This is a genomic window from Roseateles oligotrophus, from assembly GCF_025717515.1.
Classification (GTDB): domain Bacteria; phylum Pseudomonadota; class Gammaproteobacteria; order Burkholderiales; family Burkholderiaceae_C; genus Paucibacter_A; species Paucibacter_A oligotrophus.
This window is the reverse complement of record NZ_JAJIRN010000013.1, coordinates 22,026-44,517: the sequence shown is the minus strand read 5'-3', so window position 1 is coordinate 44,517 and position 22,492 is coordinate 22,026. Positions and strand designations below refer to the sequence as shown.

The 22,492-nt window shown below is 62.0% G+C and carries 17 protein-coding genes; 10 read left to right on the top strand and 7 right to left on the bottom strand.

Features of this window, described 5'->3' with window-relative positions:
* Position 1 precedes the first annotated feature (1 nt).
* The 5 genes from gltA (at position 2) to LNV07_RS24290 (ending at position 5,942) form a co-directional block, all read left to right on the top strand.
* Complete coding sequence (gltA, locus tag LNV07_RS24310) at positions 2-1,312, top strand: citrate synthase (protein ID WP_263573799.1); 1,311 nt, start codon at positions 2-4, stop codon at positions 1,310-1,312.
* Positions 1,313-1,567: 255 nt separating this feature from the next.
* The gene (locus LNV07_RS24305) at positions 1,568-2,587 is read left to right on the top strand and encodes a LacI family DNA-binding transcriptional regulator (RefSeq protein WP_263573798.1); all 1,020 of its coding nucleotides are present in this window, start codon (positions 1,568-1,570) and stop codon (positions 2,585-2,587) included.
* Positions 2,588-2,605: 18 nt separating this feature from the next.
* On the top strand, positions 2,606-3,586 hold the full coding sequence (locus tag LNV07_RS24300) for a ribokinase (protein ID WP_263573797.1): 981 nt from the start codon (positions 2,606-2,608) through the stop codon (positions 3,584-3,586).
* 22 nt (positions 3,587-3,608) lie between these two features.
* A complete protein-coding gene (locus LNV07_RS24295) occupies positions 3,609-4,586 on the top strand; it encodes a nucleoside hydrolase (RefSeq protein ID WP_263573796.1) in 978 nt (325 codons plus the stop codon).
* 42 nt (positions 4,587-4,628) lie between these two features.
* On the top strand, positions 4,629-5,942 hold the full coding sequence (locus tag LNV07_RS24290; RefSeq protein ID WP_263573795.1) for a TRZ/ATZ family hydrolase: 1,314 nt from the start codon (positions 4,629-4,631) through the stop codon (positions 5,940-5,942).
* Positions 5,943-6,011: 69 nt separating this feature from the next.
* Here LNV07_RS24290 and LNV07_RS24285 read toward each other — a convergent pair whose 3' ends face one another.
* On the bottom strand, positions 6,012-7,949 hold the full coding sequence (locus LNV07_RS24285; RefSeq protein ID WP_263573794.1) for a DUF5666 domain-containing protein: 1,938 nt from the start codon (positions 7,947-7,949) through the stop codon (positions 6,012-6,014).
* Positions 7,950-8,256: 307 nt separating this feature from the next.
* Here LNV07_RS24285 and purL point away from each other — a divergent pair, with 307 nt between their 5' ends.
* Positions 8,257-12,252, top strand: a complete 3,996-nt coding sequence (gene purL, locus LNV07_RS24280) for a phosphoribosylformylglycinamidine synthase (protein ID WP_263573793.1) — start codon at positions 8,257-8,259, stop codon at positions 12,250-12,252.
* Between the two features lie 10 nt (positions 12,253-12,262).
* Here the strand turns inward: purL and LNV07_RS24275 are convergent, their stop codons facing one another.
* Complete coding sequence (locus LNV07_RS24275) at positions 12,263-14,932, bottom strand: PAS domain S-box protein (protein WP_263573792.1); 2,670 nt, start codon at positions 14,930-14,932, stop codon at positions 12,263-12,265.
* Between the two features lie 103 nt (positions 14,933-15,035).
* Here LNV07_RS24275 and LNV07_RS24270 point away from each other — a divergent pair, with 103 nt between their 5' ends.
* From LNV07_RS24270 to upp, 3 genes are read left to right on the top strand one after another with little or no spacing between them, the layout of a single operon-like run.
* Positions 15,036-15,773, top strand: coding sequence for a DUF1624 domain-containing protein (locus LNV07_RS24270; RefSeq protein WP_263573791.1), 738 nt, complete (start codon positions 15,036-15,038; stop codon positions 15,771-15,773).
* Positions 15,770-16,516 (top strand): 23S rRNA (guanosine(2251)-2'-O)-methyltransferase RlmB, encoded by a 747-nt coding sequence (gene rlmB / locus LNV07_RS24265; RefSeq protein ID WP_263573790.1) that lies wholly within the window; start codon positions 15,770-15,772, stop codon positions 16,514-16,516. Before LNV07_RS24270 ends, rlmB begins: the two co-directional genes overlap by 4 nt.
* A gap of 34 nt (positions 16,517-16,550) precedes the next feature.
* Entirely contained in the window at positions 16,551-17,183 is a 633-nt protein-coding gene (gene upp / locus LNV07_RS24260) for a uracil phosphoribosyltransferase (RefSeq protein ID WP_263573789.1), read from the top strand.
* 24 nt (positions 17,184-17,207) lie between these two features.
* Here upp and LNV07_RS24255 read toward each other — a convergent pair whose 3' ends face one another.
* The 5 genes from LNV07_RS24255 to LNV07_RS24235 all read right to left on the bottom strand — a co-directional run bounded on the left by LNV07_RS24255 (position 17,208) and on the right by LNV07_RS24235 (position 20,052).
* Positions 17,208-17,753 (bottom strand): chromate transporter, encoded by a 546-nt coding sequence (locus LNV07_RS24255; protein WP_263573788.1) that lies wholly within the window; start codon positions 17,751-17,753, stop codon positions 17,208-17,210.
* Complete coding sequence (locus LNV07_RS24250; RefSeq protein WP_263573787.1) at positions 17,750-18,328, bottom strand: chromate transporter; 579 nt, start codon at positions 18,326-18,328, stop codon at positions 17,750-17,752. The genes LNV07_RS24255 and LNV07_RS24250 overlap by 4 nt, the downstream gene beginning before the upstream one ends.
* Positions 18,325-19,332 carry a D-2-hydroxyacid dehydrogenase family protein gene (locus LNV07_RS24245; RefSeq protein WP_263573786.1) on the bottom strand — a complete coding sequence of 336 codons (1,008 nt, stop codon included), beginning with the start codon at positions 19,330-19,332 and terminating at the stop codon, positions 18,325-18,327. The genes LNV07_RS24250 and LNV07_RS24245 overlap by 4 nt, the downstream gene beginning before the upstream one ends.
* Before the next feature lie 73 nt (positions 19,333-19,405).
* On the bottom strand, positions 19,406-19,777 hold the full coding sequence (locus LNV07_RS24240) for a hypothetical protein (RefSeq protein WP_263573785.1): 372 nt from the start codon (positions 19,775-19,777) through the stop codon (positions 19,406-19,408).
* Entirely contained in the window at positions 19,777-20,052 is a 276-nt protein-coding gene (locus tag LNV07_RS24235) for a hypothetical protein (RefSeq protein ID WP_263573784.1), read from the bottom strand. Before LNV07_RS24235 ends, LNV07_RS24240 begins: the two co-directional genes overlap by 1 nt.
* A 499-nt stretch (positions 20,053-20,551) precedes the next feature.
* On the opposite strand from LNV07_RS24235, the gene LNV07_RS24230 reads away from it, so the two are divergent.
* On the top strand, positions 20,552-22,435 hold the full coding sequence (locus LNV07_RS24230; protein ID WP_263573783.1) for an O-linked N-acetylglucosamine transferase, SPINDLY family protein: 1,884 nt from the start codon (positions 20,552-20,554) through the stop codon (positions 22,433-22,435).
* Positions 22,436-22,492 lie beyond the last annotated feature (57 nt).

Below are 22,492 nucleotides of genomic sequence, written 5' to 3'. Positions count from 1 at the left end.
CATGACCCCGTCAGACGTCAAAGCCACCCTGTCGTTCTCCGACGGCAGCCCCAATATGGATCTGCCGATCTACAAAGGCTCGGTCGGCCCGGATGTGATCGACATCCGCAAGCTCTACGCGCAAACGGGCAAGTTCACCTACGACCCCGGTTTCTTGTCGACCGCCTCCTGCAATTCCACCATCACCTATATCGATGGTGACAAGGGCGAGCTGCTCTACCGCGGCTACCCGATCGAGCAATTGGCGACCAATTGCGACTTCCTGGAAACCTGCCATCTGCTGCTCTACGGAGAGTTGCCGGATGTCGCCAAGAAGGCAGACTTCGTTCACCGCGTGACCCATCACACGATGGTCAATGAGCAGATGCAGTTCTTCCTGCGCGGTTTCCGCCGGGATGCGCATCCGATGGCGGTGATGACGGGCTTGGTCGGCGCGATGTCGGCCTTCTATCACGACAGCACCGATATCAACAATCCGGAACACCGCGAGATTGCCGCGATCCGCCTGATTGCCAAGATGCCGACCCTGGTCGCGATGGCTTACAAATATTCGATCGGCCAGCCTTTCATCTATCCTCGCAATGATCTGGGCTACACCGCCAACTTCATGCACATGATGTTTGCAACGCCTTGCGAGAAGTACGAGCCGAATGAGGTGCTGGTGCGCGCGATGGAGCGCATCTTCATCTTGCACGCCGATCACGAGCAAAACGCGTCGACCTCGACCGTGCGCCTGTGCGGCTCCAGCGGCACCAACCCGTTCGCGGCCATTGCGGCCGGCGTGGCCTGCCTGTGGGGCCCGGCTCACGGCGGCGCCAACGAAGCGGCGCTGACCATGCTGGAAGAAATCCAGCGCAATGGTGGTGTCGAGAAGATCGGTGAGTTCATCAAGCAGGTCAAGGACAAGAACTCCGGCGTCAAGCTGATGGGCTTCGGTCACCGGGTCTACAAGAACTATGACCCGCGTGCCAAGCTGATGCGCGAAACCTGCCACGAGGTCTTGAACGCGCTGGGCCTGCATGACGACCCGTTGTTCAAGCTGGCGATGGCACTGGAGAAGATCGCGCTGGAAGACGACTACTTCGTGTCGCGCAAGCTTTACCCGAACGTTGACTTCTACTCCGGCATCGTGCAGCGCGCGATCGGCATCCCGGTCAGCCTGTTCACGGCGATCTTCGCCTTGGCCCGCACGGTTGGTTGGATTGCTCAGCTGAACGAGATGATCGGCGACCCCGAGTACAAGATCGGCCGCCCGCGTCAGCTCTTCGTCGGCGCCACCTCCCGCGACGTGCAGCCGATCGACAAGCGCTGATCGCTGACCGTTGAAATCTCGACCCGACCGGCCCTGAGTCGATCAGGCCGTGCATTTAAACCTCGTTGCCTTTTGATGGGCGCGAGGTTTTTTCCGTTTTAAGGGCCGTCACCGGCGCAGAAGTCCTTAAAAGGCGCGTGCGATTAGCGATTTTCTTCGAGTATCGAGCTGCAGTCGCATCAGCTTGGGCTATGCTTGCGCAAAGTGGCAAACGTTTGCCCCTACTCAAAGCGCATTCATCCCGAGCTTTTAATCTTGAGCACAATCAAAGACGTAGCCGCGCTGGCTGGCGTGTCCTTCACCACCGTGTCCCATGTCCTGAACGACACCCGCCCGGTCAGCGCCGATGCGCGCCGCAGGGTCTTGGCGGCGGTGGAAGAGATCGGCTATCTACCCAGCGCGGTGGCGCGCTCCTTGCGAAAAAGCGAAACCAAAATCATTGGCGTTCTGGTTCCCAATGTACAGAACCCCTTCTTTGCCGAGCTGGTCTGTGGTGTCGAGGAATGTTGCCGCTTGGCCGGCTACTCGGTGTTTCTGTGCAACTCCGACAATGACCCCAAGCGCCAGCAGCAGTACATGCGCACCCTGCTGGAGAAGCGTGTTGACGGCTTGCTTTTGTCTTCGGCCGGTGACGACGAAGCCTTGGCGCGTATTTTCAAGCTCGCCAGCGTCCCGTCGGTGACGGTTGACCGCCTGGTGCCCGGCGCCAAAGCCGACCGGGTCAGCGTCGATAACCAACAGGGCGCCTATAACGCGGTCAAGCATTTGATCGACCTCGGCCACCGACGCATCGCCTGCATCAGCGGGCCGGCGGAGTTCGAGGTCGCTCGCGAACGGATCGAGGGCTGGCGCCACGCGCTGCGGGACAAAGGTATCGAGGTCGATGAAGCGCTGGTAGTCGAGAGTGACTTCAGCAGCCCGGGCGGCTATGAGGCCACAAGGCGTCTATTGCGCAGCCAGAGTCCTGCCAATAGTTCAAACCCGGTGACCGGCATTTTTGCCAGCAACGACATGATGGCGGTCGGTGCGCTGCGGGCCGCCGCGGAGTTGGGCCTGAGCTTGCCTCAGCAACTGTCGATTGTTGGTTTTGATGACATCGAATTGAGCCGTTATGTGTTTCCCGCCCTGACCACGGTCGGTTGCGGGGTGAGGGCTTTGGGGGCGGAGGCCGGGCGGGTTTTGATTGCCCGGATCGAGAGCCCCGGTGCGGAATTGAAGGACGTGCTGCTGACGCCACGTTTGGTGGTGCGCGAAAGCACAGCGCCACCTCCATAAGATATTGAGAGACAAAAGATGATGACGAAGAACGTAGATGGTCAGGCCATTCGGGCCCGCGTAGCGGTGGTTGGCAGCATCAATATGGATATGGTGGCTCATTCCACGCGATTGCCCGCACCGGGCGAAACCTTGGCCGGAGAGGCCTTTGTGATGGCTCCCGGAGGCAAGGGCGCAAATCAGGCGGTTGCCGCCGCGCGGCTGGGTGCTGCGGTGGATTTTGTTGCGCGGGTCGGCATGCGGCAATATGGCCCGGAGTTACTGCAGGCGCTGCAGATCGAGGGTATCGCTTGCGAGGCCGTGATGCGTGATGCCAAGGCCTTGCCCGGTATCGCGGTCATCATGGTGGCGAGCAAGGGTGGCGAGAACGCCATCGTCTATATACCCGGCAGCAATGCCGATCTGAGCGCGGCCGATGTGGCGGCTGCGGCGCCAACGCTGCGCGGCGCCGGCGTGGTGGTGGCGCAGTTGGAAGTGCCCATGGGTGCTATCCAGGCTGCGTTCGAGTTGGCCCGCGGCGCGGGTTCGATCACGGTGCTGAATGCCGCCCCGGCGCAAGAACTGCCCGAAGCCTTGCTCGGGCTGACCGACTGGCTGGTGTTGAACGAAACCGAGGCGAGCCAACTCAGCGGCGTGCCTATGGGCATCGCTGACGACACTCGCGAGCAAGCTCGTCGCGCCGCGCAGATATTGCTGAAACGAGGCGTCAAACAGGTTTTGGTAACGCTGGGTTCCGACGGTGCCTTGTTGTGCACGGCAGATCTTGACCAGCATTTCCCTGCCCGCGCGGTGATTGCGGTCGATACCGTCGGCGCCGGTGACACCTTGGTAGGCGGCTTGGTCGCCGGCTTGGCCGAGGGCCTGACCAGCGCCGACGCCGTCTGCTTGGGGCAGGCAGCCGCGGCAATCGCCGTCAGCCGCAGTGGCGTGCAGTCGGCAATGCCACAGCGCGCCGAGTTAGGCGCCGAGTTCGCGCTGCGTCGGGTCGAGTCGATCTAAGAATTTTCTGCAGGACAAGTTGATGAAAACCTCCACTCCCATGCCGGTGATTTTTGACACCGACCCCGGTATCGACGATGCGATGGCCCTGTATTTGCTGGCGCGCCATCCGGCACTTGATTTGCGTGCCGTCACGACGGTGTTTGGCAACGCATCGATCGAGGTGACGAGCCGCAATGGCCAACTGCTGGCCGCGATGTTCGGCCAGCAGGTGCCGGTGGCGGCCGGAGCAGCCGGCCCTTTGCACGCGCATGCCGAGCGCGAATTTTCGGTCCATGTGCACGGCGATGATGGCGTTGGCGGCATGGCGGCGCTGCTGGAGGCCGAAGTGCCACCCTTGGATGCGCGGCCGGCCTATCAATTGATCTGCGATATGGTCAATGCCGAACCCGGCGCGATCACCTTGATCGCGGTCGGCCCGCTGACCAATTTGGCGTTGGCGTTGCGCCACGACCCCAGCATTGTGGCCAAGGTTCACCGCGTCATCGTGATGGGCGGCGCCTTCGGCACGGCAGCGCGCTGCGGCAACGTCACGCCGGTGGCCGAGGCCAATATCATCAATGACCCCGAGGCGGCTGATTTGGTCTTCAGCGCCGACTGGCCGGTCGTCATCGTCGGCCTTGATGTCACCCATGAGACGGTGATGAGCGAGGCCTATCTGTCCAGTTTGCAGGGGCGGGGCGGGGTGGTTGGCGATTTCATCTGGAAAGCCACCCGTCATTACCAAGACTTCTACCAAGCCTGTGCCGGCATCGATGGCATATACGCCCATGATGCGAGCGCCATCGCCTATGCGATCGAGCCGGAGGCCTTCACCTTGCGCAGCGGTCCGGTGCGTGTGGTCACCGATGGCATCGCGCGCGGCCAGACGATTCAGGACTTCCGCAAACTCAGCCTCGCGCAAACACCTTGGAGTGGCTGTCCCGCGCAGCAGGTTTGCATTGGGGTGCAAGCCGAGCGTGTGCTGGCCTTGTTCGAGCAGGCCTTCGACGCTGCTTAACGCTACAGTCATGGCCTTCGCGCCACCCTATTGGAGTATTTGATGAAGACCACCATTCTGAAAGCCCGCTGGTTGCTGAGCATGGCGCCCGGCAGCACCGTGTTGAACGATCACGCCCTGGTCATCAGCGGTGAGCGTATTGCGGCCATCCTGCCTTGGGCTGAGGCCGAGGCTAAGTACCCGGACGCCGAGCGGGTCGAGTTGGGCGAACATGTCTTGATCCCCGGCCTGATCAATGGACACACCCATTCGGCGATGTCCTTGCTGCGCGGCGTGGCCGACGATGTTCCCTTGATGGATTGGCTGCAAAACCATATCTGGCCGCTGGAGAAAAAGTGGGTCAGCGACGACTGGACCTACCAGGGCTCGATGCTGTCGGCCTGCGAGGCCTTGCGCGGCGGCGTCACCTATCTGAACGATATGTATTTCTTCCCCGCTGCGATGGCGCGGGCGGCGCTGGACAGCGGCATCCGCGCCGGCGTGTCCATCAATGTGATCGACTTCCCGACCGGCTATGCGGCCAATGCGGCCGAGTACATCAGCAACGGGCTGGCCGCCTACGAGCAGTTCAAGGGCGAAGCTTCGCTGGATTGGACCTCGGCCCCGCATGCGCCCTACACGGTGTCGGACGAGACCTTTGTCGCCCTGCGCGAGTTGTCCGAGAAATATGAAATGCAGATGCATTGCCATATTCATGAGACCCAGTTCGAGGTTGATTCCAGCGTGCAGCAGCATGGCATGCGCCCACTCGAGCGCCTGAACAAACTGGGCCTGCTGAACGAGAAGATGATGGCCGTGCATATGGTGCATCTGAACGAGGCCGAGATCGCGATGCTGGCGGCGCAGAAGGTGCATCTGGTCCACAACCCGAACTCGAATATGAAGCTGGCCTCGGGCGTCTGCCCGGTCACGGCTTTGGAGGCAGCCGGCGTCAATGTGATTCTGGGTACCGACGGCGCTGCGTCCAACAACCGCCAGGACATGTTCGGCGAGATCCGCGCCGCGGCCTTGCTGGCCAAGGGCTCGACCTGCAATTCGACGACGGTGTCGGCCCGCACGGCGCTGGAGATGGCGACGATCAGGGCTGCCAAGGCGATGGGCCGGGCCGCCGATCTGGGCTCGCTCGAAGTCGGCAAGCTGGCCGATGTGGTGGCGGTGTCGCTGGACGCGCTGGAATGCCGGCCGGTCTACAACCCCGAGGCGCAACTGGTCTATGTGGCCGGCCGCGAGCATGTGTCCGACGTTTGGGTCGGGGGGCGCCAAGTCTTGAAGGGTCGAGTCTTGACCACGGTTGATCAGGCCGGCCTGCTGGACCGCGTCGAGCATATCGTCGGGCAGATGAAGGCCGGCCTGTAAAACTTCCCGACTTGAAATAGAAAAGGGCCATGCCGCGAGGCATGGCCCTTTGACTTAGTGCCTGGCCGTTCAGCCTGGCATGAAATGCACGCGTTTCGCGATCAGGACGCCGGCCTTGCTGACGCTGCCCTTGATCTCGATCTTCAGGCCGTTGGCCAACTTGGCGGCGTCACCATCAATGAACTCCACGCCGCTGCCACTCGCGTCGACCTTCTGGCTACCGATTTTGAAGTCGGCGCTGCTGACGAAGTCGGCGATCAAACCGCTCAGGTAGACATATTCGGCACCCTCGCTGTCCTTCTCGGGCTTTTGCACCTCGATCTGAGTGGCGGTCAAGGTGGCCTTGCCATCCACATTGATCAAGGTCGCTTTGACACCGACCCTGGCGCCGTTCTTCAGGTCCGCCAGCGTGGTCCCGGTCGGTTCGAACTTGATGTCCTTGCCCAGCAAGACGGTATTGCTGCCGACCTTGAAGCCGGTGGTCGTCACTTCAAAGGCGATGCCCGAAAAGCCCACCGTTTTGACCACGCCGGTGGTGTTGATAAGCTTGACGCCGGTCGCAGAGAAGACGCCGCTGGCCTCCGAGTAGCTGCCCTCGACCACCAAGACCACACCATTGGCCAAGTTGGCGAGCGAGATATTGCTTGGGTTCAGCTTGGTCGTGTCGCTCCACTGCACCGTTGTGCCGAGCAGGCTGAAACGTTTAGTTGCCAAATCAACGCCGCTGATGGCGCCTTCCAGCCTAGCCGGCTTGTCGGCCGGTGGAGGCAGGATCTCGACCGTCTTGGCCAGCACGCCGCTGGCCGTCAACTGGCCACTGATGCTGACCCAGGCGCCGGTGGCCAAATCGGCCGCCTTGCCTTTGCTGAAGTTGGCCTGTGAGGCATCCACATCGGTGCCGCGCAGCTTGAAGTTGGCAATCGACACAAAGTCGGTCACCTGGCCGATCAGCATGGCCTTCAAGGCGGTTTCGGGCTTGAAGACCTTCAGGCTCGCGGCCTTCAAAACGCCGGCCGTCAAGCTACCCTTGGCATAGGCCTGGGCGCCGTTGACGAGGTCGGCGAGCACGGTGCCTTCCTTCAGTTCCGCGCTGCTGGCATCCACCTGCACATCGCCGATGCGCAGCGAGGCCAAGCTCTTGAAATCGTTGATCTGCCCGCCAATGCTGAGTTCCTTGGCATCCGGAATCTGGCGTGACTTGACCTCGACCGCGCTGGCCGTCAGCAGCGTCTGGCCGCCGCTTTGAACGGGTGCGGCATTGGCAACCACGCTGACCAGCTTGCCGTTTTCGATCACCGCACCTTCGGGCAGGACCTTGGCCTTGGCGTAGTCCACCGTCACGCTGCTATTGCCGCCGAGTGCAAAGCGCTTGGCTGTCGCATCCAAGGTCTGCACGGGGCCGCTCAGGCGATAGAGTTCGCCGCCTTCCTTGAGCTTGCGCTCGATGCGGGTGGCGGTGATGCCGCCGTCCGCCGCGACCGAGCCGGCCACCTTGATCAGATCACCGACCAGCAATTGACTCAGGTTGCTGAAACCATCAAACACGGTCGGCAGTTGACCGGCGCTGGTGATCTTGATGGTTTGGCCGAACACGCTGATCGTGCCTGCAGCAGGGTCGACCGCCGACACCGTGCCGACCAAGGCGAAATTGACCAGCAGGTTTTGCAGCACGCCGTCCTTCAATTCGCCCTGGACCCGCATGCCGGTGCGCAGATCGCCGAGGGTGGCCAGTTTCTTCAGCTCCGGGTTGTCGCCGATTTCGACCTTGGTGCCGTCGTCCTTGTAGCGCACGCCGTCAATGACCACGCTGCCGAAGCCGGTGATCGTGCCTTCGATCAGGGTCAAGGTGGAGGTGATGGTTGCCGTGGGGGGCGGGGCGGCCGGTGCGACCTCGGGGGTGGCGCTTGAACCACCTCCGCCGCCACAGGCGACCAGGGTGGCGGCGCTGAGGGCGCAGATTGCAAGGCCTAAACCTTGCTGCCAACTTCTCATTGATTGCTTGTTCATCGGATGGACCTTTTGCTGCTGGGTGAGGCGATATGGCTTGCGCCATGGGCCGACTGTAGGCAGCCGACTCGGCCCTGTGCGGCGCAACTGTTTCCAGATGTTGCAGTGGCCAGACCCAAGCCCGGTGTTTTGTCACGAATGGCATGGTGGGCAAGTAGACGGTTGTTTTCGGTGCATCGACGGTTGGGCGTCGGAGATCGGTAAAATGCCCCGCAAATCTGTCCGGACCCTGGCGGTTCGCTCAGCAATTCGCAAATCCAGCGCTGCAGCTCACCCTGCTTGCAGCGCGCCGACGCTCCGGGACTCCATGGCCACCTCCAAGCAATTGCTCTCTTTCGAAGGCGGCAACGCACTCTCTGCATTCCGTGCCCAGGCCTTGCTGGCCCAGCTTCAAACCGTCAATGAGCGCATCAATGCCGTCCATGCGCGCCATGTGCATTGGGTCTGGTGCGACGCCGCGCTGAATGACGAAGAGCAGGCCAAGCTGGCCGCCTTGTTGAACTATGGTGATGCCTATATTGGCGGACATGACGGCCAATTGGTCCTAGTGGCACCCCGTCTCGGCACCGTCAGCCCTTGGGCGTCCAAGGCCACCGATATCGCCCACAACTGCGGCTTGCAACTGCACCGGGTCGAGCGCGTGACCGAGTTCCGCATCACGCTGAAGTCGGGTTTGCTCGGCGGCGTCAAAACGCTGACTGTGGCCGAGTTGCAGGCCTGCGCCGACCTGCTGCACGACCGCATGACCGAAAGCGTGCTCTTGGCCCGCGAAGACGCCGCCCATCTGTTTGACGAGCGCGAGGCGCAGGCGCTCGAACATGTGGACGTGTTGGGCAAGGGCAGGGCGGCGCTGGAGTCGGCCAACACCACCTTTGGTCTGGCCTTGTCGGTAGACGAGATCGACTACCTGGAAGCGGCCTTCAAGCAGCTGGGCCGCAACCCCAGCGATGTCGAGCTGATGATGTTCGCGCAGGCCAATTCCGAGCATTGCCGCCACAAGATCTTCAACGCCAAGTTCACCGTTGACGGCGTCGATCAGCCGCTCAGCCTGTTCGGCATGATCCGCAACACCGAGAAGCTCAGCCCGCAGCACACCATCGTTGCCTATTCGGACAACTCGTCCATCATGGAAGGTCATCAGATCGAGCGCTGGATGCCGGCCGGTGATGCGCGCGCGCCGCAATATCAGGCTAGAGAAGAAACCGCCCATGTCTTGATGAAGGTCGAGACCCACAACCATCCGACCGCGATTTCGCCGTTTCCGGGCGCCTCGACCGGCGCCGGTGGCGAGATCCGCGACGAAGGTGCGACCGGGCGCGGCGCCAAGCCCAAGGCCGGTCTGACCGGTTTCTCGGTCTCGAATCTGCGCCTGCCGGGCCTGAGCGAGCCCTGGGAGCAGGCCAATGTCGGCAAGCCCGCGCATATCGCCAGTGCCTTGCAAATCATGATCGAGGGGCCGCTCGGCGGCGCCGCTTTCAACAACGAATTCGGCCGCCCTGCGCTGGCCGGTTACTTCCGCGTCTACGAGCAGGAAGTCGACGGCGTGCAGCGCGGCTATCACAAGCCCATCATGATTGCCGGCGGCCTGGGCGCGATCCGCAGCGACCAGACCCACAAGATCGAATTCCCGGCCGACTCGCTGTTGATCCAGCTCGGCGGCCCCGGCATGCGCATCGGCATGGGCGGCAGCGCGGCCAGTTCGATGGCGGCCGGCACCAACACGGCCGACCTGGACTTCGATTCGGTCCAGCGCGGTAACCCCGAAATCGAGCGGCGTGTGCAAGAGGTCATCAACCATTGCTGGGGCCTGGCCGAGAAGAACCCGATTCTGGCGATCCACGACGTCGGCGCCGGCGGCATCTCGAATGCCTTCCCGGAGCTGGTCAACGACGCCCACCGTGGCGCACGCTTCGATTTGAGCAAGGTCCCGCTGGAGGAATCCGGACTGGCGCCCAAGGAAATCTGGTGCAACGAGAGCCAGGAACGCTATGTGCTGGCGATTGCACCCGAGAGTCTGGAGCTGTTCCGCAGCATATGCGAGCGCGAGCGCTGCCCGTTCGGCGTGGTCGGCGTGACGACCGAGGCGCGCGAGCTGATTCTGGAAGACGGACCTGAAGGCGAGCGCGCCATCGATATGCCGATGGAAGTGCTGCTGGGCAAGCCGCCCAAGGTGCACCGCGATGTCACCCGTGTCGAGCGTGACGGCGGCGTGCTGGCCTTGACCGGCGTGGATCTGGCGACGGTGGCGCTGGACGTGCTGCGTCACCCGACCGTCGCATCCAAGCGCTTCTTGATCACCATTGGTGACCGTACCGTCGGTGGCCTGAATTCACGCGACCAGATGGTCGGCCCTTGGCAGGTGCCGGTGGCCGACTGCGCGGTCACGCTGGCCGACTTCAAGGGCTTCGCCGGCGAAGCGTTTGCGATGGGCGAGCGCACGCCGCTGGCGGCGGTCAATGCCGCCGCCTCGGGCCGCATGGCGGTGGCCGAAAGCGTCACCAATTTGCTGGCCGCACCCATCGAGTTGCCGCGCGTCAAACTGTCGGCCAACTGGATGGCGGCCTGTGGTGAACCCGGCGAAGATGCCGCGCTGTTCGACACCGTCAAGGCGGTCGGCATGGAGTTATGCCCCGAGTTGGGCATCTCGATCCCGGTCGGCAAGGATTCGCTGTCGATGCGCACACGCTGGAACGATGCTAACGGCGCGGTTCAGCAGGTCACCGCGCCGGTGTCCTTGATCATTTCTTCGTTCGCAACGATTGCCGATGTGCGCGGCACCTTGACGCCGCAATTGCGCACCGATGCCGGTGACAGCAGCCTGATCCTGGTCGACCTGGGCGCCGGCCAGCACCGCATGGGCGGCTCTATCCTGGCGCAGGCCTTGAATCAGTTCGGCGGGGCCGTGCCCGATCTGGACGATGCCGCGCAATTGAAGAGTTTGGTTGGCGCCGTCAATGAGCTGCGCGCCGCCGGCAAGCTGCTGGCCTATCACGACCGTGGCGACGGCGGCCTGTGGGCGACGGCCTGCGAGATGGCTTTCGCCGGCCATGTCGGCGTCAGCCTGAATGTGGACATGCTGATCACCGAGGGCGACGGCGTCAGCGACAGCCGCGCCGACACCGGCGATGCGAAAAACTGGGCCGGCCAAGTCGGCGCCCGCCGCGAAGAACTGACGCTCAAGGCCTTGTTCAACGAGGAGCTGGGCGTCGTCTTGCAGGTGCGCACGGCGGACCGCGACGCTGCGCTGCAGGTATTGCGCGCCCATGGCCTGTCCAAGCTCAGCCATGTGATCGGCAAGCCCAACGCCAATGGCACGATGGAGGTGTGGCGTGACGCCAAAAAGGTCTTCAGCGAGTCCTTGTCCTCGCTGCATCAGGCCTGGGATCAGGTCTCCTGGCGGATCGCGCAGTTGCGCGACAACCCGGCCTGTGCCGACAGCGAACATGCCCAGACCGGCCTGGCCGCCGACCCCGGCCGCCATGTGCATCTGAGCTTTGACCCGCAAGACGATGTGGCCGCACCGTTCATCAACCTCGGTGCCAAGCCCAAGATGGCGATCCTGCGCGAGCAGGGCGTCAACTCGCATGTCGAGATGAGCTATGCGATGGCCAAGGCCGGCTTCGACACCTACGATGTGCACATGAGCGACTTGCAATCGGGGGCGGTCAGTCTGGAGCAATTCAAGGGCTTTGTCGCCTGCGGCGGCTTCAGCTACGGCGACACGCTGGGGGCCGGTGAAGGCTGGGCCCGCTCGGTGATGTTCAACCCGGTGTTGGCCGAGCAATTCAAGGCCTTCTTTGCCCGCCAGGACAGCTTTGCGCTGGGCGTCTGCAATGGCTGCCAGATGATGGCGGCTCTTTCGCCCATCATCCCCGGCGCGCAAGACTGGCCCAAGTTCACGCGCAACAAGAGCGAGCAGTTCGAGGCCCGCTTGGCGATGGTCGAGGTGTTGGACAGCCCGAGCCTATTCTTCAAGGGCATGGAAGGCTCACGCCTGCCAATCGCGATCGCCCACGGCGAGGGTTACGCCGACTTCTCGCAACGCGGCGACGCGGCCAAGGTGGCGCGCGCGATGCGCTTTGTTGACCATAGCGGCCAGCCGACCGAGACCTATCCGCTCAACCCGAACGGCAGCCCCGATGGCCTGACCTCGGTGACCACGGCGGATGGCCGCTTCAGCGTTTTGATGCCGCATCCGGAGCGTGTGTTCCGCAATGTGCAGATGAGCTGGACTTCGGGTGACGCCAGCGAGCTGAGCCCCTGGATGCGCATGTTCCGCAACGCCAGGCGCTGGGTGGGCTAATCTTCTGCCGCTACGGCGCCTCGAAAGGCAGTTGCATCACAAAGCGGCTGCCTTGTCCGGGCTCGCTGAGCAGCTCGATCTGGCCACCCAGGATGCCGGTGACGATGTTGTAGACAATATTGAGCCCCAGGCCGGTGCCACCCGCCCCCATCTTGGTGGTGAAGAAGGGGTCGAAGGCGCGTCGCCGGACTTCGTCGCTCATGCCGCAGCCATTGTCTTCGACGATCAGCGAGAAGAATTGCGACTCGGCGCTATCGCCCGCCTTGCTGCGCTCGACGCGAATAGCGATCACGGCATCGGCCGGCTTTTCGGCGAAGGCATGCAGATTGGCGTTGATGATCAAGTTGCTCAGCACCTGTCCGAGCGGGCCCGGGTAGCTGTCCAACTCTTGCTGCAGGTCGACGTCGAGTTGAACCGTAATGCCGGCTTTTTGCAGCGGTTTGCGCAACATGCTCAAGACATCGCCCACCACCGACTGAAGGCTGAATTTGCGGCGCTGTGCCGAGGTCTGGTCGACCGAGATTTGTTTGAAATGGGTCACCAACTCATTGGCCGTCGCCATGCTGCGCAGCATGATGCCGCTGGCCGATTGCGCATCGTTGAGATAGCTTTCAAGCGCGCTGCGCCGCATCTGGCCCGACTCGAAGCTCAGGCGCATCTGTTGAGTCAACTCATCCAAGGTGGACGCGGTGGTCAGGCAGTTGCCCAGTGGCGTGTTCAATTCATGCGCGATACCGGCAACCAAAGAGCCCAGGGCGGCCATTTTTTCGGAGCGCAATAGTTCTTCCTTGGCCTGACCCAGCACGGCCAATGCCTGCTTGAGCTCGGTGGTTCGACTCTCGACCCTGGACTCCAACTCCGCATTCAGGTCGGCCAATTGGCGCTGCGCCAGCCTTTGTTCGGTGATGTCGCGGGCAATGCCCAGATAGCCGCTCGGCACGCCGTCCGCGGTCAACACCATGCTGATGGTCAATGAGACTTCCAGATGGCTGCCGTCTCGCCTCACATAGGTCCACAGCCGCGTTTCGCTGCCGCTGATGCGTGCTTGCTCGACAAAAACGTCAAAGCCAGCAATGGGGCGCCCATGAATCTGGCTGAGCTCGGCGGCGCGCGCGGCGACTTCCTGGGGGAGGTGCAAGACTGCGGCCGATTGGCCCATCATTCCACCCTCTGAATAACCCAGCATTTGCTCGGCGCCCCGATTGAACAGGCTGACTCGGCCTTGCAAGTCGGTGGCGATGATGGAGAATTCCTGTGCGGCATTGAGCACCGCTTGCAAACGGTCCAGGGCAACCGTCAGCGCAGCCTTGGATTCGCGCAAATCCCGCTCGGCGAGTCTGCTTTCGGTGATATTTCGCCCGGTACCGCGGTAGCCCTTGAACTGCCCCTGGGAGTCAAAGAAAGCGCTGCCCGAAATACTCACATAGCGTAGCGTGCCGTCCTCCGCGTATTGGGCGTACTCAAAATTCCGGAAAGGCTGATGCTGTTTCACCGCCGCAATATGCGCAGCCCAATCGGTGCCCGGTGCCAAGGCTGGGGACTCCCAGCGCTTGATCCCCAGCAATTGAGGGCTGCCGACCTGCGTGGCCTCTTCGGTAGAGCGCGAGGTGAAGGTGAACTGGAAGTTCTCGTCCTGCTCCCAAACCCAGTCCGCCGATAGCTCCGTCAGGCTTCGAAAGCGGGATTGCGCCGATTCCAGTTCGGCCTGTGTGCGCAGGCCGAGTTCGATTTGTTCCGCCAGCGTCTTGTTTTGCTGCAGCAACATGCGGCGCCGGTACACCATCAAGGCCACCAAGGCGCTGAAGGCGGCGCTGGCCAACAGGCTGGCAGAAAACTCGGCACCAAAAGCCGCAGTCCTGCTGTTCGGCACTGCATCGGCGGCCGCGATGGACCAGGTTGCACCGGGCAGTTGCACCGATTGATGAACCGCCGGTGGCAGCGTGGCCAAGCTCGGGTCACCCCAGATCAGCGTGTGGATGGTCTTGCGATCGGCTTGCAGCTGGAAAACCGCCAGTCGCAAGCCCGGATGCTCCGCCAGGCCTGCGACTTGCATGAAACGATCCAGATCGGCCACGACCGAGATCACCCCCCAGTAATCGGCTTGTTGCTGGTCCTTGTCCGCGAGGAATACCGGTGTGCGCTGGATGATGCCTTGGCCGCCTTGCACCAGCTTGACCGGCCCGACCAGCAAAGCCTTGCCCAGGCTGCGGGCTGCTTGCACCTGCGCATATTGAGCCGGCACCTCGCTATAGCGAAGATTCAGCACCGCGCTGTTGCCCTCCAAGGGGTAGACGAATCGAACGACGTCATCGGGCGCGGCAACGATGCTGCGCACCTGGGGCAGCAAGGTCACGACCCGCTTGCTGAGTGCGTCAAAGCGCGCGTTTGAGATGCCGCCGTCGAGCTGAATCATCGCCTCAAGGCCCACCGTCGGGCTGAAGGTGGCCTGCGCTGTGGCCTCCAGACGCGTGCGAATGGCGCTCAACTCGTGATTGATCTGGGCTTGCTCGCTGGCCAGTTGCTGTGATTGGCGCACCCACAACAGCAACATTGACAAGATGAGGCCGGCAAAGGCGGCCAATAGGGCCGGCCAATAGGCCAGCAATTGACGCATCTGCTCCAAACGATGTGCCATAGAGTTGCGAGCCGGCGTCGGAATTTGGCTTTGGCTTTGGCTCATGCTTGGCGGTAACTGGCGCAGTCAGAGTTCGGTCGATGTCGACGGTAACACAGCGGCCGCCACGCTTAGACTGTGCGCCTTCGAGCCAACAAAATTTCAGCGCGTGAATAGCCCTTCAATTGACCCAGCGCCTCGCTACAGCAGGCTGGACGCCCTGCGCGGCGCGGCCATTGTCTGGATGGCGGGATTTCACTTCGCCTTCGATCTGAACCATTTCGGCTGGATCAAGGAGGACTTCTATCGCGATGCTTTCTGGACCGGTCAGCGCACGTTGATCGTAAGTTCCTTTCTGCTTTGTGCCGGCATGGGTCAGGCCCTGGCTTTGCATCAGGGGCAGCGCTGGCCGCGATTTTGGCGGCGCTGGGCTCAGGTGGTGGCCTGTGCGTTCGCGGTCTCGATCGGCTCATGGCTGATGTATCCGCGCAGCTTCATCAGTTTTGGCGTCTTGCACGGCATGGCCTTGATGCTTTTGCTGCTGCGCTTTGCGGGGCCGCGTTTGCCGCTTTGGGCCTGCTGGCCGCTCGGCTTGGCCGCGTTGCTGGCGCCGCAGTTCTGGCGCCATGAATTCTTTGATAGCCGTTGGACCAATTGGCTGGGCCTGGTCACGCACAAGCCGATTGCCGAAGACTATGTGCCGGTGCTGCCTTGGCTTGGGGTGATGCTGTGGGGCTTTGCGCTGGGCCGCTGGCTGTTGGCGAGCCGGCCGATGCTGCTGCGCGGGGGGCTGCCCGAGGTTCTCGCCCCACTGGCCTTGCTAGGCCGCTGGTCGCTGACTTTCTACATGCTGCATCAGCCGGTTTTGATCGGAATACTCAGTGTTGCCGCTACGATGCGAGGATGAGCTCCAACAAAATTCTTTTCGGCTTTCATGCCGTCACCGTGCGACTGAAGACGCACCCCACCTCGATCAGCGAAATCCACTACGACACCACGCGGCGCGACCAGCGCATGCGGGCCTTTGTCGACCGCGCGCGCGACGGTGGCGCCAAGCTGATCGAAAGCGATGACGATCGCCTGGCCAAGATCGCCGGCACCACCCGCCACCAAGGGGTTGTGGCCAAGGTGACCGCGCTGGCGATGCCGCAGTTTCTCGATGATGTGATCGAAACCATCGAGGGCATGCCGATGGTCTTGGTGCTGGACGGCGTCACCGACCCCCACAACCTCGGCGCTTGCCTGCGAGTCGCCGACGGCGCCGGCGCGCATGCGGTGCTGGCCCCCAAAGACCATGCGGTGGGCCTCAACGCGACGGTGGCCAAGGTCGCCAGCGGCGCGGCCGAGACCGTGCCTTACTTGATGGTGACGAATCTGGCGCGCACGCTCAAGGAGTTGAAGGAATATGACGTCTGGGTCGTCGGCACCTCGGACCAAGCCGAAAAGTCGATCTACGACTTGGACCTGAATCGCCCGATCGCCTTCGTGCTGGGTGCGGAAGGTGACGGCCTGCGTCAGCTGACCGCCAAGACCTGTGACGAGTTGGTGCGCATCCCGATGCAGGGCTCGGTCGAGAGCTTGAATGTGTCGGTGGCGGCTGGTGTCTGTTTATTCGAGGCCTTGCGCCAGCGCACAGCCAAGCCTGCCTAAGCGTTTTTTCATCATCAAACCAAGAGTCAAAACCATGACCGTCATCGAAGTTCAACACCCTCTCGTCAAACACAAGATCGGCCTGATGCGCGAGGCCGATATCTCGACCAAGAAGTTCCGCGAACTGACTGGCGAAGTTGGGCGTTTGCTCGCCTATGAAGCGACCGCCGACTTCCCGCTTGAAAAGACCACGATTGAGTGCTGGAGCGGCCCGACCGAGGTCGATCAGATCGCAGGCCGCAAGGTCACCGTGGTGCCGATTTTGCGGGCCGGCTTAGGCATGATGGACGGCGTGCTGGACATGATCCCTAACGCCAAGATCAGCGTCGTAGGCCTGGCGCGCGACCATGAGACCCTGCAGCCGGTGCATTACTTCGAGCGCTTTGTCGGCCAATTGGATGAGCGCACCGCGCTGATCGTCGACCCGATGCTGGCCACCGGCGGCTCGATGATTGCAACCATCGATTTGCTCAAAAAGCGCGGTTGCAAAGACATCCGCGCCTTGGTGCTGGTGGCCGCGCCAGAAGGCGTGGCCGCGCTGACCGCCGCACACCCCGACGTGCGCTGCTGGACGGCTGCGATCGATAGCCATCTGAACCAGCAGGGCTACATCATTCCAGGCCTGGGCGATGCCGGCGACAAGATTTTCGGGACGAAAGAGGGCTAGTAGCCCTCTTTCGATCTTGGAAGGCTAAACCCAGCCCAGCGCCCCCAACAAGCCGCCGGCCAAGACCATCCAGACCAGGCTGATCTGGGTCCGCAGCGTCAGCACCAGGGTGGCGGCGATCAGCACCAGGGTGGTCGGCAGATGCTCCGGCGCGCGCAAAAAGGGCTCGGCCAGCAACCAGCCGGTGGACAGCAGCAGGCCCAAGGTGAGTGGCGCCATGCCGGCGGTGAAGGCACGCACGCCAATGCTGTCGCGGTTATTGCGCGCCCAGCGTGTGGCCGCAAGCACCAGGGTGGTGGAGGGCAGCATGATGCCCGCCATCGCGGCCAAGGCGCCCGACAGGCCGGCGACGTTCCAGCCCAGCACCGCCACGAACAAGACGTTCGGGCCGGGGGCAGCTTGCGCCAAGGCGATCGAGGCGGTGAATTGCGTGTCGCTCAGCCAATGCTGCTCACCGACCAAGTAACGGTGCATTTCAGGGGCGGTGGTGATGGCGCCGCCAATTGACAACAGCGACAGCGTCAGGAAGTGGAAAAACAAGGCCCATAAATCGGGCTGTGCCGCTGTCATGGTGTCACCTTGGTGGCTCGCCGCATCTGCCACCAAGCCAGTGCCATGCCGAGGCCGCCCAGGCCAAGCAGCAATTGGGGCAAGGGCAGGCGCAGCCAAAGCACCGCGATGATGGTGAGCAAGGCCAGCAAGATTGCCGGCAGCCGCCCCATCGGGCTCCTTTTCAGCGAGGGCAGGAGCTTCAATCCGGTGGCCAGAATCAGGCCGGCCGAGACCGCCCCCATGCCTCGCAAGGCATTGGCGACGACAGGATGGCTGGCAAATTGGCCGTACAAGGCGGCCATGCCGATGACGATGATGGCGGGAAACAGCAGCATGCCGGCCAGCGCCGCAAAGGCGCCGCGCGTGCCGAAGAAACGGTCACCCAGCATCAGCGAGATGTTGACGATATTGGGGCCGGGTAGCACCTGCGCAATCGCGAAGGTGTCGAGAAATTCTTCGCGGCTGAGCCAGCCCAGGCGTTCGACCAATTCGCGCTGAGCCACCGCCAGCACGCCGCCAAAACCCTGCAAGGCCAGGCGATTGAAGGCCCAGAACAGTTCCCCAAGCGAGGCCGGCGCGGCGCTTGCTTTCACCGCAGAACCCGCAAGGCCTCGGGGTTGACGATATTGCTCGGCTCGGACTTGATGAAATTCAGCACATTGTCGAAGGCGGCGTTGAGGTAGAGCTCATAGCTGTCTTGCTCGACATAGCCGATATGCGGCGTGCAGACCGCATTTTCCAGCCGCAAGAGCGGATGGCCTTGCAGGATAGGCTCACTCTCGAACACATCGATGGCGGCCATGCCGGGCCGGCCGCGGTTGAGTGCCGAGACCAAAGCGCCCTCGGTCAACAGCTCCGCCCTGGATGTGTTGACGAACAGCGCGGTCGGCTGCATCCGCGCCAGATCCTCGGGGCCGATCAAGCCGCGCGTTTCATCGCACAAGCGCAGATGCACGCTCAGCACATCGCTGGACTCGAAGAAGGCTTCACGGCTGGCGACCGCCACATAACCATCCGCTTCGGCGCGCAGGCGCGAGGCTTCGCTGCCCCATATTTGCACCTGCATGCCGAAAGCGCGTCCATACCCGGCCACGATCTGGCCGATCTTGCCGTAACCCCACAGCCCCAGGGTCTTGCCGCGCAAGACCATGCCGAGGCCGAAGTTTGGCGGCATCGAGGCCGCCTTCAAACCCGATTGCTGCCAGGCGCCATGCTTCAGGTTGCCGATGTATTGGGGCAGGCGCCGCATCGCGGCCATGATCAAGGCCCAGGTCAGTTCGGCCGGGGCAATGGGTGAGCCGACCCCTTCGGCTACCGCGATGCCCAGCTTGGTGCAGGCCTGGACATCGATATGCGTTCCGACCTTGCCGGTTTGAGCGATCAGCTTCAACTTCGGCAACTTCTCCAGCAATTGCCGGTTGAATTGGGTGCGTTCGCGTATCAGTACCAGCACTTCGGCATCGCGCAGACGCACCGATAACTGGCCGATGCCTTTGACCGTATTGGTAAAGACCTTGGCATTGAGTTGCTCAAGCTTGGTTGCGCAGCGGAGTTTGCGAACCGCGTCCTGGTAATCGTCGAGGATGATGATATTCATACTTGAGCTGCATTCTGCCTTGCCCGCCACAAGTGTCACAAAAAGGCAGTACCGGCGGCTTCTTTGCCCGGTGTCAGGCTTGTCCGATCTTTGCGTCGATCGGCTTCTTGTCGGGATAGCTGGAGGCCAAGGCTGTCAGCAGGGATTGGCGGTGTTGCTGGGCCTGACCCAAGCTGTCTTCAAGATCGCAGGGAATGGCCGCGAGCAGGCTACCGTGTATCAGCCACAGCTCAATGGGTTCGCTGGCCTGACGGACCAGTGTTTGCAGATGCTTGCCGATTTCTCCTGGTACATCGGCAGCGGCGCGCAAAAAGGTGAGCTTGAGCTGGACGAAGGCTTGGCGTAACGCGATGCGGCCGCGTCGCTCATCCGGCCTGCCGGCGCAGGCATAAGACCAGGGCGGCGGAAAGCGCGGTATTTCACGCAAGGTCAAATGCAGGCTCATCAGTGTTCGCCCGACCTGGATTTGGCCAGCGCAACTTGTGTCTGGCCATTGAAGCCAAAGCTGGCGCCGAACTGGAAATGTGCATTGAGCCGGTTCAGCCGCAATTCGGCCTCCGCTTGCGAGTAGGCCCGCGCCACTTCTGTATAGAGCCAGGTGCGCAAATGCCAGAGATCGCGCAGGCTTCGACTGCGTTGAATGCTGCGCTGCAACTCTTCAATATTGTCGCTGTGCAAGCCTTTCAGACAGGCTTCGAATGCCGCGCGAGCGTTCGGCACATTGTTCAGCAAGACGCTTTGACAGGGCAGGGCAGCACCCCACGGATCGGCCTCCCCTGGCATCAAACGCAGCAGGGACTGCCAAATGGAGTCGGCCGATTGAGTTTTTGGGCCTCCCTGCGAACCACCTCCGCTGCGGCCCAGCGTCGAAAACCGAGAGGATCCCACAGTACTTGAGGGCGACGACGCTCCGCGTGTCCTGGCCCAGCGAGTCAGAATTGCATTCAGCATTTTTTGCTCTATTTGTAGCGACCGGGATCGGCCGTGTCCCCCTCCAGAGGGCTAGCCTGAATTTTCGTCAGCGCGGGCACAAACTGAAGCCGCAAATAGGGCGGGCATGACAGCCTTGTTCACCTCTGTCAAGGGTATCTACGGAGGGCTGGCGCCCAAGGTGGCAGGAACTGCGCTCAATTTCCCGCCCTATTCGGATCGCCCGATTCGGGGTCGGCGTCTAACATCGCTTAAGCCTTCACGAGCCGCTTTTTGCGGACCTATCGCCATGGATAAAACCACTCCTGCTACAAAAAACGTGCTCGCCAGCAACCCGGAGCTTGAGCAATCACTTGTATTGGCTCGCTCCGGTGCAATGGAGCTCAACGTGTTGATGGAAAAGGCAGACAAGCTTCAGCGGGAGGGCATGGTCGATGCCGCGATCTTGCTTTATCAAAATTGGACGACCCATACCAAATCCGTCTTGTTGCATGTGGCTTGCTACAACTTGGGCACGCTGCTGGGCTCAAGGAATCGACACGCCGAAGCCGAGAAAATCTACACCACGGCCTTGGCTTTGAGCCCGACATTTACGCAGGCCCGCTTGAACCTGGGCCATCAGTTGGAGCATTTGGGTCGCCTCGAAGAAGCGCTCGGTGAATGGCGAAAGGTGTTCGAAGACAAGTCTTTGGACCGAGCCAACCCTGCGGTGTTGGAACTCATATTGCATGCCTTGAACAACTCGGCAAGGTTGCTGGAGACGCAGCGCCGTTTGGCAGAATCACAAGCCTTGATGCGACAAAGCCTGATGCTCAAGGCCGGTCAGGGCGATGTGATCCAGCACTATGTGCACATCCGCCAGAAGCAATGTGATTGGCCGGTCTATCAAGGCGTAGGGAACGTGACGCACAACCAATTGCTGGTGGGTACATCGCTGCTGGCCATGCTGAGCGCCAGTGATGATCCTGCCCTTCAGTTGATGGCGGCGCAGCGATTTGTGCACGAGAAGGTAATAGCCTACAAAGACCGGCCTTTGCACGAGCTTGCCACGGCCCGCCAACCTCGCAGGGGGCGCATCAAGATCGGTTATTTATCCGGCGACTTGTGCATGCATGCGGTCGGCCTGTTGACGCCCGAGTTGTTCGAATTGCATGACAGGGACCGCTTTGAGGTCTATGCCTTTTGCTGGAGCCGTGAGGACGGAACCGCTCAGCGGGCGCGCATCTTGGGGGCGATGGACCACCATGTGCGCCTCGCCGGTGTTGATGACCTGACGGCCGCGCGCTTGATCGCCGAAGCAGGCATTGACATCCTGGTCGACTTGCAGGGCCTGACCAGCGGTGCCCGCCCCAATATCCTGGCCTATCGTCCGGCACCGATTCAGGTCAGCTATCTGGGCCTGCCCGGCACATCCGCCTTGCCCGGCGTGGACTGGATCATTGCCGACCGCTTCGTGATGCCGCCCGAATACCTGCCCTACTGCACCGAGCGCCCGATCTATCTGCCCAATTGCTACCAGGTCAGCGACCGTCAGCGCGAAGTTGGTCCGGCCCCTAGCCGCGAGCAATACGGGCTGCCCGAGAACGGCTTCGTCTATTGCTCGTTCAACAACAACCACAAATTCAACGAAGAGGTGTTTGCCAGTTGGATGCGGATCCTGGAGCAAGTGCCGGGCAGTGTGCTGTGGTTGTTGGCCGATAACGAATGGGCCAAGGCCAATATGTTGCGCGTGGCGGCCGAGCACAACGTGCTTGAAGAACGGCTGATTTTTGCCCCGCGCGCGGCACCGCCGGACTACCTGGCACGGTTTGCCTTGGCGGATCTATTCCTGGATACTTTCCCCTATAACGCCGGCACCACGGCGAGTGACTGTTTGTGGATGGGCACACCTATCCTGACTCGCTCGGGCCGCAGCTATATCTCGCGCATGGCGGGCAGCTTGCTGAGCGCCGTGGGTTTGCCTGACTTGATTACTTTCAGCCTGCCCGAATACGAAAGCAGGGCCGTGCAACTGGGTCAAAACCCGGCCCGAATTGAATCCTACAAGCGCTATTTGCGTGAACAGGGGCGCAGCTCGGCACTGTTTGACATTCCCACCGTTGTGCGCGATCTTGAGCATGAATTTGAGCGCATGGCCCTGGATCAACGACGGGGCGATCAAGCAGGCGCATGAGGATGCTGAATTCGCTCGGTTCTTTCGACTTTTACTCCACTTACGCCAAGGATTAGT

What these genes read in the sequence shown, in the direction of transcription:
- LNV07_RS24255 (WP_263573788.1), bottom strand. Translation starts at nt 17,753, where the DNA reads ATGACAGCGGCACAGCCCGATTTATGGGCCTTGTTTTTCCACTTCCTG.
- LNV07_RS24285 (WP_263573794.1), bottom strand. Translation starts at nt 7,949, where the DNA reads ATGAACAAGCAATCAATGAGAAGTTGGCAGCAAGGTTTAGGCCTTGCA.
- upp (WP_263573789.1), top strand. Translation starts at nt 16,551, where the DNA reads ATGACCGTCATCGAAGTTCAACACCCTCTCGTCAAACACAAGATCGGC.
- LNV07_RS24240 (WP_263573785.1), bottom strand. Translation starts at nt 19,777, where the DNA reads ATGAGCCTGCATTTGACCTTGCGTGAAATACCGCGCTTTCCGCCGCCC.
- LNV07_RS24290 (WP_263573795.1), top strand. Translation starts at nt 4,629, where the DNA reads ATGAAGACCACCATTCTGAAAGCCCGCTGGTTGCTGAGCATGGCGCCC.
- gltA (WP_263573799.1), top strand. Translation starts at nt 2, where the DNA reads ATGACCCCGTCAGACGTCAAAGCCACCCTGTCGTTCTCCGACGGCAGC.
- LNV07_RS24295 (WP_263573796.1), top strand. Translation starts at nt 3,609, where the DNA reads ATGAAAACCTCCACTCCCATGCCGGTGATTTTTGACACCGACCCCGGT.
- LNV07_RS24275 (WP_263573792.1), bottom strand. Translation starts at nt 14,932, where the DNA reads ATGAGCCAAAGCCAAAGCCAAATTCCGACGCCGGCTCGCAACTCTATG.
- rlmB (WP_263573790.1), top strand. Translation starts at nt 15,770, where the DNA reads ATGAGCTCCAACAAAATTCTTTTCGGCTTTCATGCCGTCACCGTGCGA.
- LNV07_RS24245 (WP_263573786.1), bottom strand. Translation starts at nt 19,332, where the DNA reads ATGAATATCATCATCCTCGACGATTACCAGGACGCGGTTCGCAAACTC.
- LNV07_RS24230 (WP_263573783.1), top strand. Translation starts at nt 20,552, where the DNA reads ATGGATAAAACCACTCCTGCTACAAAAAACGTGCTCGCCAGCAACCCG.
- LNV07_RS24300 (WP_263573797.1), top strand. Translation starts at nt 2,606, where the DNA reads ATGATGACGAAGAACGTAGATGGTCAGGCCATTCGGGCCCGCGTAGCG.
- purL (WP_263573793.1), top strand. Translation starts at nt 8,257, where the DNA reads ATGGCCACCTCCAAGCAATTGCTCTCTTTCGAAGGCGGCAACGCACTC.